This window comes from Streptomyces sp. NRRL S-1022, from assembly GCF_000720135.1.
Lineage (GTDB): Bacteria > Actinomycetota > Actinomycetes > Streptomycetales > Streptomycetaceae > Streptomyces.
This window is the reverse complement of record NZ_JOIU01000006.1, coordinates 170,012-182,491: the sequence shown is the minus strand read 5'-3', so window position 1 is coordinate 182,491 and position 12,480 is coordinate 170,012. Positions and strand designations below refer to the sequence as shown.

Genomic DNA, 12,480 nt, shown 5'->3' with positions numbered 1-12,480 from the left:
TAGCACCACCCTGGAGAAAAGCATGCTGGTACGCGCCCTTTCCGTGAGCGAAGCGGCACGTGCTCTCGACTGCACCGTGAGCGAGCCGATCGACTGGGTCGGCCCCGACCGGCTCAAGGACGGACTGGAGAGCGGCCACTACCGGCCGGAGTGGACCTGGATCGCGGAGGACGACGGCAAGCTCCTCGCCCGCGCCGTGTGGTGGGGCCTGCCGGACGGCGCACACCCCTTGGCGCTGGACTGCCTGTACGTGCACGAGTCGGTCGGGGACCGGCAGGCGCTCGCCACCCGGCTGATCGTCTCGGCGCACGAGCGGTTCCGCGCCCGGGGCATGACCCGGCTGCCCGAGTTCCACCTCTTCTCCCGCACCGACGGGAACCCGGCGCAGACGGCGGCCGCGCTCGACTGGCGGATCGGGGCCGCCGCCGCGGCCGGCCTGACGGACGTCCTGCGCAGGCTGCGCTACGAGTGGACGGCCGGCGACCGGCCGCCCGCGGCCCCCGAGCGGCTGGTGTTCCGCCCGGAACCGGACGACGAGGTGTTCCTCGCCGCCTTCCGGGAGGTGGCCGCCCAGACCCTCGACACCACGACCCGGCGCGCGGTCGCCCGGCACGGCGTGGCCAAGGCGGCCCGGGACGACCTGGCGGGCTACCGGGACATGCCCGGCGACCGCGCCTGGTGGCGGCTGGCCCACACCCCCGACGGAACACTCGCCGGCCTGCTCGTCCCGTCCCGCAACGACCAGAGTTTCGTGGTCGGTTACCTCGGGGTGGTCCCCGCCCTGCGCGGCCGGGGGTACGTGGACGAACTGCTGGCGCAGACCACCCGCATCCTGCTGGACGCGGGAGCCCGCCGGATCACGGCGGACACCGATCTGGTGAACCGTCCCATGGCGGCCGCGTTCGACCGCGCCGGCTACCGCAACTTCGCCTCCCGGACCGTGCTCGCCGCTCCCGCCGACAGCTGAACGGCCGCCGCACCCGCACCCGGCCGGCCCCACCCTCCTGTGGAGACCTCAGATGCCGATCCCCCATGCCAGTCCTCCCCCCGGGCCCACGGTGGCCGACGCGGCCGACCCGGCTGACGACGGGTTCGTCCACCGGTGCACCCTGACCGACACCGAGGCCAAACAGGCCCTCGACCTGGCGCACCAGTGCGCACAGGAGTACGGCCGGGTCGACGATCCGCGGTTCCTCGCCGAGATGGGCGTACTGGCCCACGCCCTGCCCCAGCGGGCCCGGTTCGCCCTGCACGCCGCCGCCCGGGACAGCGACCGGGCGGCCACGGTGATCGCCGGCAACCAGGTGGACTCCGAGGCGCTGGGGCCGACCCCGGCCGGCTGGCAGGCGGCGGACACCCCGGCCAGCCGGCCGTACGCGTTCCTGCTCATGCTCTTCAGCGCCCTGCTGGGGGAGACGATCGCGTGGCGGACCCAGCAGGACGGGCGGATGGTCGGCGATGTCGTGCCGACCGAGGGGTTGGAGCACAGCCTGATCAGTGCCAGCAGCCACAGCGAGCTGAGCTGGCACACGGAGGACGCCTTCTCCCCGTACCGGGCCGACTGGGTGGGGCTGATGTGCCTGCGCAACGCCGAACTGACCCCGACGACGCTGGCGGTGCCCGAGCTGGGCGCGGCGCCCGAGGGGGTCGTGGAGGTGCTGCGCCAGCGGCGGTTCCACGTGGTCCCGGACAACGCGCACGTCGACCCTCCCGGGCAGGGCGCGGATCCCGCCGAGGTGTCCGACGCGCTGGCCGATGTGACGCGGGCCCGGCGCACTCCGCCGCCGGTCGCCCTGGTCAGCGGCCCCCCGGAGGCGTTCGTGGTGCGTGTCGACCGGGACTTCACCTCCGTGGCGCCCGGTGACGAGGAGGCGGCCCGCGCCCTCGCCTGGCTGATCGCGAACCTGGACGCGAACCTGCGCGACCTCCCGCTCGCGCCCGGGGACATCGCGTTCGTGGACAACCGCAACGCCGTCCACGGGCGGCGGTCGTTCCACCCGCGCTACAACGGTACGGACCGCTGGCTCAAGCGCGTCAACATCGTGCGGGACCTGCGCAGGACCCGTCCGGGGCGGGCCTCGGCCACGTCCCGGACGATCGGCTGACCCGCACGGCCACCCGGCCGCGCATCCCTCGGCAGAGCAGCCTGTGAGCGGACTTCGGAGGTCGCGATGACAGCGGACACGCCCCGGCGGACGGCGCTGGCTCGGCGGCTGGCGGACCTCTCACCCGCTCAGCGGGCCCAGTTGGAGCGCCGGCTCGCCGAGCGGGAGCGTACGGGTGCCCGGCGGCCCGCCACCCGCATCCCGCCGCGTGCCCCGGGCGCCGGACCCCTGCCGCTGTCCTGGTCGCAGGAGCACATGTGGCACCGGCACCGGGCCGATCCCAGCGGTGCCGCCTACCTGGTCCCGCTGAGGGTACGGCTCGACGGCGACCTGCGCATCGAGGTGCTGCGGGCCGCGTTCCGTGACGTCGTGTCGCGGCACGAGATCCTGCGGACCACGTTCGGCGAGACGGACGGGGTCCCGTACCAGCTCGTCCACGACGACCTCGGTGCGGACGTGGAGTTCGGCGACCTCAGGGGCGCCGGGGACACCGAGGCGGCGGTCGCCGCCCGGCTCGCCGAGGAGGCGGCACGGCCGTACGACCTGGCGGAGGGGCCGCTGCTACGGGCCGTACTGCTGCGGACGGCGGACGACGTGCACGTGCTGAGCCTCGTCCTGCACCACATCCTGACCGACGAGCAGTCCACCGGGCTGCTCCTCGCCGAGTTCGTCGAGGCCTACGAGCGGCGCCTGCGCGGCCTGCCCGCCGCCGCCCCGCCCCGGTTGCAGTACGCGGACTTCGCGGTGTGGCAGCGGTCCGGGCAGGGTGCCGGCACGGTCGCGGCGGACCTGCGGCGCTCCGTACGCCGGCTGGCCGGCATGCCCGACGGGATCCGGCTGCCGGCCGACCGGCCCAGGCCGCCGCGGCCGACCGGCCGGGGCGGTGCCGTGGGGGCGACCGTCGGCCCGCAGCTGTGGCGGCTGCTGCGCGAACTCGCCCGCGGGGAGCAGGCCACGGAGGTGATGGTCCTGCTGGCCGTCTTCCAGGTCCTCCTGCGTGACGTGTCCGGGCAGGACGACATCACCGTCTCGATGCCGACGGCCGGCCGCGGCCACCCCGACCTGGAGGGCGTGCTCGGCTGCTTCTTCAACACGGTCGCCGTACGCTGCGACCTGTCCGGCACGCCCGCGTTCCGCAGCCTGCTCCGCCACGTCCGCACCCGGTGCCTGGAGGCGTACGACGACCGGGAGGTGCCGTTCACCGAGGTGGTGGAGGCGGTCACGAAGGGGCGGGCGGAGAATGGGCATCCGCTCCTGCAGACGATGGTGGTCTTCGAACGGGAGGGCGCGGGACGCCCCGTGGAGTTCGCCGGACTGCGCCTGACGCCCCTGCCGGCGCCGACGGCCCACCGCGCCGCACGGGCCAAGCGGGACCTCACGGTGCAGGCCGTCGACCAGGGGGACACGGCACGCCTCACCCTCGTCTACGACGCGGACCTGTTCGACCCCGCGACCGCCGAGGGCATCCTCGACCGCTACACGGCCCTGCTGTCGTCCCTGGTCCGCGACCCGGACGGCCGCCTCACCCCGCCGGACGGCCGGTGAGGGCGAGGCGGTCGACCTTGCCGTTGGCGTTCAGCGGCAGCCGCTCGAGGAAGGTGACGTCCGCGGGGACCAGCGAGGAGGGGAGCTTCCGGGCGAGGAAGGCGCGCAGTTCGTCCGGCGCCGCCGCCCGGCCGTCCCCCGCCGCCACGACGAAGGCCCGCAGCAGCGGGAGTTCGGGCACCGCGCGGTCGGCCACGACCACGGCCGAGGCCACCGCGGGGTGTTCGGCCAGCGCCGCCTCGATCTCGCCGAGTTCGATGCGCACGCCCTGGATCTTCACCTGGAAGTCCTTGCGGCCCAGGATCTCCAGGGTGCCGTCGGGCAGGTAGCGGGCCATGTCACCGGAGGCGTAGACACGTTCGCCGAGGCCGGGTACCGGACGGAAGTGCGCGGCGGTGCGTGCCGCGTCCCGCCAGTATCCCTGGGCGAGGCCCACCTCCGAGGCGATGTGGATCTCGCCGGGGACCCAGACGGGGCACGGCCGGAGCCGTTCGTCCAGGACGTGGTAGCGCTGGTTGGCCATGGGGCGGCCGAGCGGGATGCTCGTGGCGGCGGGGTCCACCCGGCCGACGGCGTGGATCACCGACAGCACGCAGCTCTCGGCCGGCCCACCGCCGTTGTACACCCGTATCCGCGGGTTCAGGGCGCGCAGCCGGTCGGGCAGCGTGACGGGCAGGACGTCTCCGGCCTGGATCACCGTGCGCAGCCGGGCGATCCGCTCCCGCTCGCCGCTGCTCTCCAGGTGCGCGGCCAGCATCTCCAGCAGCGCGGACACGGCCAGCACGAACGTCACACCCGCCGCGTCCGCCAGTTTCGCCCAGTGATGGGGATCGGGATAGGGCGAGGGATCCGGTACCACGACCGCCCCGCCCACGGCGGTCACACCGAAGGTGTCGTACACCGACAGGTCGAACCAGATGCCCGACAGGGCCAGGCACCGGTCGTCGGGGCCCATGCCGACGCGCCGGTTGACGTCGTGCAGGGCGTTGAGCGCGCCCCGGTGGTCGACCATGACGCCCTTGGGCGTGCCGGTGGAACCGGAGGTGAAGATGACGTAGGCGAGGTCGGTCTGTTGCTGCACCGGCTCCAGCGGGCCGTCGTCGACCGAGTCGAAGTCGGCGTCGACGCGCAGCCGCCGGACGCCGTCCGGCCAGGTGACCCGCGCGTCGGTCCGGCTCTCGGTCACCACCAGCCCGGCCTGCGCCTGGTCGAGCAGCCGGCGCAGCCGTTCGGCGGGCACGGCCGGGTCGATCGGGACGTAGGCGGCGCCGGAGGCGAGGACGCCGTGCAGGGCGACGATCTGCTCCCAGCCCTTGTCGAGGACCACGGCCACGAGGCGGCCGGGCCGGGCGCCCAGTTCGCGCAGGCGCCGCCCCACCTGGTTCATCCGGCTGTTCAGCTCGCCGTAGCCGAGCACACGGCCGGTGGTGATCACTGCGGGGGCGTCCGGGCGGAGCCGGGCCTGCTCGATGACGGGGGTGTGCAACAGGCCCCGCGGCAGCGGGGTCCGGGTGGCGTTGGTCCGCGCGCGCAGGGCGAGTTGTTCCCCGGGGACGAGCCGCGGGTGCTCCGCGGTCCATTCCGGGCCGTTCGCGCCCAGCCGTTCCAGCAGCAGCCGGAAGGCGTCCGCCATCGCCTCGGCCATGCCGGGGGGACAGCGGTCGGCGGGCCACCGCCACACCGCCTCCACGGCACCGCGTTCGTCCCGGGTGACCCGCACGTGCAGCAGGCTCTCCGGCCGCGGTGCCGGCACCACGGCCGCCGCGACCGGTTCCCCCGGTCGTGGCCGGTGCAGCGCGGTGACGAGAACCACGGGGGAACGGTCCCCGGGAGCGCCGGTGTCCGGCAGCGCGGCCCGCTCGGCGATGGGGCGCCCGTCGCCGTGCCTCTCCCGCTGTGCGGCGACGACGTCGTCCTCGCCCACGGACTCGTGGATGTAGGCGAAGCGCTGCGTGGTGCTCCAGGTGCGGAGCACTTCGCCGAAGGCGGCCACGACCGCCTGGCCGGCCGTCACGCCGTGCGCCCGGGCGGCCCCGGTCAGTCCGTCCCACACGCCCGGGCCCGTCACCCGGGACGCGCGGCCCCACGTGAGCGGCTGTTCCGGTGTCCGGGCGGTGACGACCGGGAGGGCGGGCGGCGGCGCGGTCGGGTGGCGATCTGGCATGCGGGCCCCTGGTCGTCACGGAGGGTCGGCGGACACGGTCGGCTCAGCCGCCATGGTCCGCCCGGACGCGGCGGGCGACGAGTCGGGTAAACGCCGATCGCGGCACCGGTGTCAGGGAGGTTCCCGACTGGGAGAGCGCCGCCGGCCGATCACAATGGGGAGGAGCCGTCGTATCCCGCCGTCGCGTCCCGTGCGGTCGTGTCGAAGCGCAGAGGAACCGGATGCCCCGAGATCTGTACGTCCTGCCTGCCTCACCCGGCCAGGAGTGGATGTGGCTGATCCATCACATGCTCCGGGACGCCTCGCCGTACGTCATCGCCGGCATGGTCCGCATCCGCGGTCCTGTCGATCCCGGCGCGCTCGGCCGCTCCCTGGACCTGCTGGTCGAGCGGCACGAGGCGTTGCGGACCGTGTTCCGGATGGACCCCTCGGGTGAGCTGAGCCAGGTCGTCCGGCAGGCGGAGCCGGTCGACCTCGCCCGGTGCGGCCTCGACGGCACGGACACCCCTCGCGACCAGGTCCCGGAGCTCCTCCGGGAGTTGGCCGCCCGCCCGTTCGACTTGTCGCGGGGGCCACTGCTGCGGGCGTCCCTCACCCGGCTCGGCCCGCAGGACCACGTACTCGCTCTGGCCGTCCACCACATCGTCAGTGACGGCTGGTCGATGCGCCTGATGACCTCCGAACTCGCCGAGGCCTACCGTCGGCTGACCGCCGGCCACGTCCCCGACCTGCCCGAACCACCGTTGCAGTACGCGGACTTCGCCGTCTGGCACCGTGAGTGGCTGACCTCGCAAGCAGCGCACGAACACCTCGCCTACTGGCGCCGGCAACTGGACGGCGCATCCCCGCTCCGGCTGCCCCTCGATCCCGCCCCGCCCGCGGCCGGCCCCGCGCCGACGGCGCCACTGCGGCTCGGTCCGGCCACCACCGTCGCGCTCACCGAGACCGCCCGCCGGCACGGCGCGAGCCTGTTCATGCTGCTGCTCACCGCGTACGCCGCCACCCTGGCCCGCTTCACCGGTCAGCGGGACTTCGTCGTCACCGTTCCGGTGGCCGGCCGCTCCCGCGAGGAACTCACCAGGACCGTCGGCCTGTTCGTGAACACGCTGCCCATCCGCGTGGACGCGTCCGGCAACCCCACCCTGCTCGAACTGCTCCGCCGCGTCCGGCTGACCTGCCTGGAGGCCTACGACCACCAGGAGCTGCCCTACGAACGCATGGTGCGCGAGGCCGCCTGGCAGCGGGACCGGGACAACTCGCGCCTCGGGCCGGCCATGTTCGCCCTGCGGGTGCCGCTGCTCGCCCCGCGGCGGCTGACCGGGGACACCACCGTCGAGGTACTCGAACCGCCCCCGGCGGCCGGCGGGATGGACCTGCTGGCCGAACTCGCCGAGACACCCGGCGAGGGCCTGCACGGGTATGTCGCCGGCCGGACCGGCACCTTCCACCCGGACACCGTACGGCTCCTCGCCGGCTCCCTCACCACCGTCCTGACCATCGCCGCCACCGGCGGCGGAGTACCGCTCGAAGAGCTGCCCGTCACCGTGGGGGCGGCCCGGCGGCGGAGCGTTCGAGGAGGGACACCATGACGGCCGACGCCAACGCCCCCGAGACCGGCCCCCCGCCCCGGGCACCCCGGGGTCCCGAGGAGGAGAGGATCGCCGACGTCTGGTCGGCCTTCCTGCGCCGGCCCGACCCGCCGGCCAACGTCAGCTTCTTCGCCCTGGGCGGCTACTCCCTCGGCCTCATGCGCCTCGGACTGCGGCTCCAGCAGGAGTTCGGCGTCGTGATCCCGGTACCCGACCTGTTCGAGAGCACCACGATCGAGGCCCAGGCGATCCTGGTCAGAAAGCTCCTCGACCAGCAGCCCGACGCCCGCCTCTGAGCCGGAGGTCGCGCGGGATCCGACGCCCTGCATCCGCAAGTCCAGCGATTGGAACGCGGTGCACCAGGAGTGGGAACGCGTGAGAACGCAGGACTGGGGAACCGGGCCCAGTGCGCATTGAACCAGCCTGACTCGGCGAGCTTCACAGCGGCTGCCTGACCGCGTGGCGAGTCCTAGGGCCGGTCCGGTGGGCGGGCGATGCGGGTCAGGTCGGTCATGAGGGAGTTCAGCCAGGCCGCGGTCGCGTAGTAGCGGCGCGGGGCGCCGGGCGGCTCGTCGGTGGAGCCGGCTAGGGCCGGGTCGATGAGCACGGTCGTCGCGGCCGGCGTGTCGTCGCCCGGGTCCAGTGCCGCCGAGACCAGCAGCATCCGTCCCGCCACCCGCTCCCCCAGCACCCCGGCCGACGCGGCGGCCGGCGCACCGAGCGGGGTGCACGGCGGCTCCAGCAGCCGGGCCGACCCCCACAGGGTGTGGTGCCCGGCGATCAGTGTGGCCTGCCAGTCGACCGCGGGCGGTCGCGGCCCGCGCCCCCCGCCGCCGAAGGGCGCCGGCTCACTCTGCAGCTGGGCGTAAGCCGACTCGGCGAGGACGACGGCCCGTTCCAGCGAGCGGTGCCGCGGCACGCCCGACGGCACGGACGCCGCCGCGCCGCCCGCCACCGACGCGCTGGTCGCCACCACGATCTCCGCCGCCCTGCGCAGGAGGTCCGCCGCCGCGCGGCGCAGCTCGTCATGGGCGCCCCGGGGCCAGGCCAGCACACCGAAGACCGCGCCGATCGCGCTGCCGACCAGCACGTCCAGCATCCTGACCTCCGCCAGCCGCCACGTCGGCTGCGCCAGCTGGGCGAAGACGAACGCGACGAGCACGGTGAACAGCCCCTGCGCCCATCCCACGCCCCGGACCGGACCCACCGTGAAGGCGCCCAGCATCCACACCGGCAGCAGGACGGCGTACACGGCGGTGTCGGACCCCACCAGGATCAGCACGCCGGCACTGACCAGGGCCCCGGCCAGGGTGCCCGCGACCGCCAGGCGGATGGTGCTCCAGGTCTCGCCCAGCGTGGTCCGGGTGAGGGTGAGCGTCGCCAGCATCGCCCAGAAGCCGTGCGGCAGCGTGTCCACCCCGGCCACCAGCCGGACGGCCGTCAGGGCCAGCGCCATGCGCACCGCGTTCTGGAAGAACACCGACCGGCGTCCGGCGTGGCCGCGCGCCCGGTGCCACCACAGCAGCGGCGTCCGGACCCCGGCGTACCAGAAGCGGCCGGGCGGCAGCTCCACCGTGGCGTGCCGGCCCCGCACCGCGAGATCGGCGGCCGCGCCCATGGCCAGCGCCGCGTCGGCGGCCTCCAGCACGGCGGCGTGGCAGCGCAGCACGGCGGGCGGGAACCGGCCCCCGGCGGCGGGCGGCCCGGCGGAGACGGCGGACAGGCGGGCGCGGGCCGCGACCAGCTGCCGCTGCCCGGCCGCAGGGGACGCCTCCGTCCGCAGACAGGCCGCGGTCGCCCCGGCCAGACGTGCCACGGCCCGCAGTACGGCGGTCACGTCGGGTGCCGTGTCGTCGCCCGGTACCGCGGGCAGCTGCACCAGCCTGCCGAGCAGGGTGCGGGCGGCCAGGCCGGTGTGGGTGAGGGCGCGGTCCCGCACCCCGGGCCCCGCCGGCCGCTCCGCGTCCGGCACGTTGAGCGGCCGCAGCCCTTGTCCGGCCTCCTGTGCCTCCTCGCGGTCCGCGTCGGTCAGGGCGGCGGGGGCGGTGGCGAGCCGCGCCGCCCACCGCTCGGCGACCAGCGCCGCGCGGGCGGCCCGCTCGCGGTAGGGCACGGGAGCCGGCTCCCGGAAGAGCAGCGCCTCGGCCGCCACGAACAGGGCCAGGCCGGTGGTCGTCCCGAGCAGCCGGTCGCCGAGCGAGCCCGGATCGTACGGCGGGAAGGACGGCAGGATGTACAGGAGTTGCAGGCCCGGCGCCGCCCCCGCCCAGCGCGGCCCGCCGACGGCGGAGAAGGCCAGTGTGAAGCCGATCACCAGCATGCCGGCGACCGCGCTCCAGGTCCGCACCGACAGGCAGGTGCCGAGGGCCACCAGCGCCCAGCACACCGGCAGCAGGCGCGCCGTGAACGCCGCGCGCTGCCGACCGGTACCGGGGATCCTGGACAGTCCGCCCAGGGCCACCACGGTGAACAGCGCGTAGGTGGCCGCCACGGGGCGGTCCAGGCCGTAGCGGAAGGCGTAGAAGCCGGCCGCCGCGACCAGGGTCACGCGCAGCGCACGGCGCCCGGAGGCGGCGTAGGCCGCCGGCAGCCGGGCACCTCGCAGACCCCACACCCCTACAGAATCGCCCACGCCGGCAGGTCCGGCACCTCGCCGGAAGCCCGAAGGGGCCCCGGACGACAGAGGGGCCGGAAACGGCAAAGGCAAGGAGTCACCGACTCCTTGCCACTTTCAACTTATAGCGCACCGGGGGGCTTGCGGCAAGGCCCCCGTCGTACCGCAGAATTGCCGGCCGAGGCCAGGAAGCTGCCGGAAACGGGGAATTCACCACATGCATACCCATATGTCGACGCACGGTTCACGCGAAGACGCCGACTCACCCACCCGCCTGAACGGAAAGCCGACCCACCCCTTGACCACCAGCGCTTTCGACCTTCCCGAGCGGCTGGCCGCGAAGGCCGACCCGACACTGATCGCCGACGACGAGCGGCACTTCGCGGCCATCGCGGAGTGCCTCGAACAGTCCATCGCCGAGCTGACCGGGCGGCTCGACGCCGAGCGCAGGGCTCCCGGCGGTATGGGCCGGCACGCGATGGACCGGGACGCGGAGATCCACCGGCTGACCGGCCGGCTGCGCACCCTGCGCCGCTTCGGCCTGGACCTCTGCCTCGGGCGGATGGTCGGCGCGGACGGCCCCGAGCCCGTGTACGTCGGACGGCTCGGGCTCACCGACAGCGCGGGCCGGCGGCTGCTGGTGGACTGGCGCTCGCCCGCCGCCGAGCCGTTCTTCGGGGCGACCCACGCCAACCCGATGGGCCTGGTCAGCCGCCGCAGGTACCGCTGGACCGACGGCCGGATCAGCGACTACTGGGACGAGGTGTTCACCCCGGACGGGCTGGTCGGCCACGCCGCGCTGGACGACCAGTCCGCCTTCATCGCCAGCCTGGGCGGGAACCGCTCGGAGCGGATGCGGGACGTGCTCGGCACCATCCAGGCCGACCAGGACGCCATCATCCGGGCGGGGTCCCGCGGCGCCCTCGTCGTCGACGGCGGCCCGGGCACGGGCAAGACGGTCGTCGCCCTGCACCGCTCCGCCTATCTCCTGCACGCCGACCCGCGGCTCGGTCACCGCCGGGGCGGTGTCCTGTTCGTCGGCCCGCACCGGCCCTACCTGGCCTACGTCTCCGACGTCCTGCCCAGCCTCGGGGAGGAGGGTGTGCAGACCTGCACCCTGCGGGACCTGGTCACCGAGGGCGCCGACGCGGCCGTCGAGACCGATCCGGAGGTGGCCCGCCTGAAGTCGTCCGCGGACATGGTCGAGGCGGTCGAGAAGGCGGTCAGGTTCTACGAGGAGCCGCCCACCGAGGGGATGACGGTCACCACCCACTGGTCCGACATCCGGCTCGGCCCCGACGACTGGGCCGTGGCCTTCGAAGCGGCCGAACCGGGCACCCCGCACAACGAGGCACGCCACCAGGTCTGGGAGGAGCTGCTCACCCTCCTGGTGGACAAGCACGACGGCGACGCCCCGCCCGAGCTGCTGCGCAGGTCGCTGCGGCAGAACAGGGAACTCGTCACGGCGTTCCACCGGGCGTGGCCGCTGCTGGAGGCGGCCGATCTCGTCGGCGACCTGTGGACCGTACCCGCCTATCTGCGGATGTGCGCCCCCTGGCTGAGCCGCGACGAGGTGCGGCGGCTCCAGCGCGCGGACGCCCAGGCCTGGACGGTGTCGGACCTGCCGATCCTGGACGCGGCACGCCAGCGGCTCGGCGACCCGGAGACGGCCCGGCGCAAGCGCCGGCACGAGGCCGTCCTGGCCGCCCAGCGCGAGCGGATGGAGCAGGTCGTCGACAACCTGGTCACGGCCGTGGCCGACTCCGGGGCCGACGGTGACGACGGCGAGGGCCTGGTGCGGATGCTGCGCGGCGAGGACGCCAAGGTCAGCCTGGTGGACGAGAGCGAGCTGGCCACCGTGGACCCCGACCTGCTCGCCGGCCCGTTCGCCCACATCGTCGTGGACGAGGCGCAGGAACTGACCGACGCCGAGTGGCAGATGCTGCTGCTGCGGTGCCCGTCCCGCAGCTTCACCATCGTCGGGGACCGCGCCCAGGCCAGGCACGGCTTCACCGAGTCGTGGCGGGAGCGGCTGGAACGGGTCGGGTTCGACCGGATCACCATGACCTCCCTGAGCGTCAACTACCGGACGCCGCAGGAGATCATGACGGAGGCCGAGCCGGTCATCCGGGCGGTGCTCCCGGACGCCAACGTGCCGGTCTCCATCCGCAGCACCGGCATCCCGGTCGTCCGCGGTCCGGTGTCCGACCTGCGCCCGGTCCTCGACACCTGGCTCGCCGCGCACGCCGACGGGATCGCCTGTGTCATCGGCGATCCCGCGTTCCGGTCGGCCCCGCGGGTCCGCTCCCTGTCGCCCGAGCTGGTGAAGGGCCTCGAATTCGACCTGGTCGTCCTCGTCGACCCGGAGGAGTTCGGGGACGGCGTCGAGGGTGCGGTGGACCGCTATGTCGCGATGACCCGGGCCACCCGGCGGCTCGTGGTCCTCACGAGTGCCTGAGCCCG

Annotated in this window: 8 protein-coding genes; 6 read left to right on the top strand and 2 right to left on the bottom strand. The window is 74.6% G+C overall.

Going from position 1 to position 12,480, the window contains the following annotated elements; translation table 11 throughout:
• Positions 1-43 precede the first annotated feature (43 nt).
• The 3 genes from IG05_RS0108880 to IG05_RS42020 all read left to right on the top strand — a co-directional run bounded on the left by IG05_RS0108880 (position 44) and on the right by IG05_RS42020 (position 3,650).
• Positions 44-967 carry a GNAT family N-acetyltransferase gene (locus IG05_RS0108880; RefSeq protein ID WP_234335801.1) on the top strand — a complete coding sequence of 308 codons (924 nt, stop codon included), beginning with the start codon at positions 44-46 and terminating at the stop codon, positions 965-967.
• Positions 968-1,019: 52 nt separating this feature from the next.
• Complete coding sequence (gene gntD / locus IG05_RS0108875) at positions 1,020-2,105, top strand: guanitoxin biosynthesis L-enduracididine beta-hydroxylase GntD (protein ID WP_078893987.1); 1,086 nt, start codon at positions 1,020-1,022, stop codon at positions 2,103-2,105.
• 66 nt (positions 2,106-2,171) lie between these two features.
• A complete protein-coding gene (locus IG05_RS42020; protein WP_030340743.1) occupies positions 2,172-3,650 on the top strand; it encodes a condensation domain-containing protein in 1,479 nt (492 codons plus the stop codon).
• Here the strand turns inward: IG05_RS42020 and IG05_RS42015 are convergent.
• On the bottom strand, positions 3,628-5,814 hold the full coding sequence (locus IG05_RS42015; RefSeq protein ID WP_158838833.1) for an amino acid adenylation domain-containing protein: 2,187 nt from the start codon (positions 5,812-5,814) through the stop codon (positions 3,628-3,630). The two genes, IG05_RS42020 and IG05_RS42015, sit on opposite strands and share 23 nt — an antisense overlap.
• 221 nt (positions 5,815-6,035) lie before the next feature.
• Between IG05_RS42015 and IG05_RS0108860 the strand changes: the two genes are divergently transcribed.
• Together IG05_RS0108860 and IG05_RS43610 are read left to right on the top strand one after the other, a co-directional pair.
• Complete coding sequence (locus IG05_RS0108860; RefSeq protein WP_078893985.1) at positions 6,036-7,403, top strand: condensation domain-containing protein; 1,368 nt, start codon at positions 6,036-6,038, stop codon at positions 7,401-7,403.
• Positions 7,400-7,699, top strand: a complete 300-nt coding sequence (locus IG05_RS43610; RefSeq protein WP_030340737.1) for a phosphopantetheine-binding protein — start codon at positions 7,400-7,402, stop codon at positions 7,697-7,699. Before IG05_RS0108860 ends, IG05_RS43610 begins: the two co-directional genes overlap by 4 nt.
• Positions 7,700-7,872: 173 nt before the next feature.
• Here IG05_RS43610 and IG05_RS0108850 read toward each other — a convergent pair whose 3' ends face one another.
• Positions 7,873-10,035 carry an FUSC family protein gene (locus IG05_RS0108850; protein ID WP_234335800.1) on the bottom strand — a complete coding sequence of 721 codons (2,163 nt, stop codon included), beginning with the start codon at positions 10,033-10,035 and terminating at the stop codon, positions 7,873-7,875.
• A 211-nt stretch (positions 10,036-10,246) separates the two neighbouring features.
• On the opposite strand from IG05_RS0108850, the gene helR reads away from it, so the two are divergent.
• Complete coding sequence (gene helR / locus IG05_RS0108845) at positions 10,247-12,475, top strand: RNA polymerase recycling motor ATPase HelR (RefSeq protein ID WP_234335810.1); 2,229 nt, start codon at positions 10,247-10,249, stop codon at positions 12,473-12,475.
• Positions 12,476-12,480 lie beyond the last annotated feature (5 nt).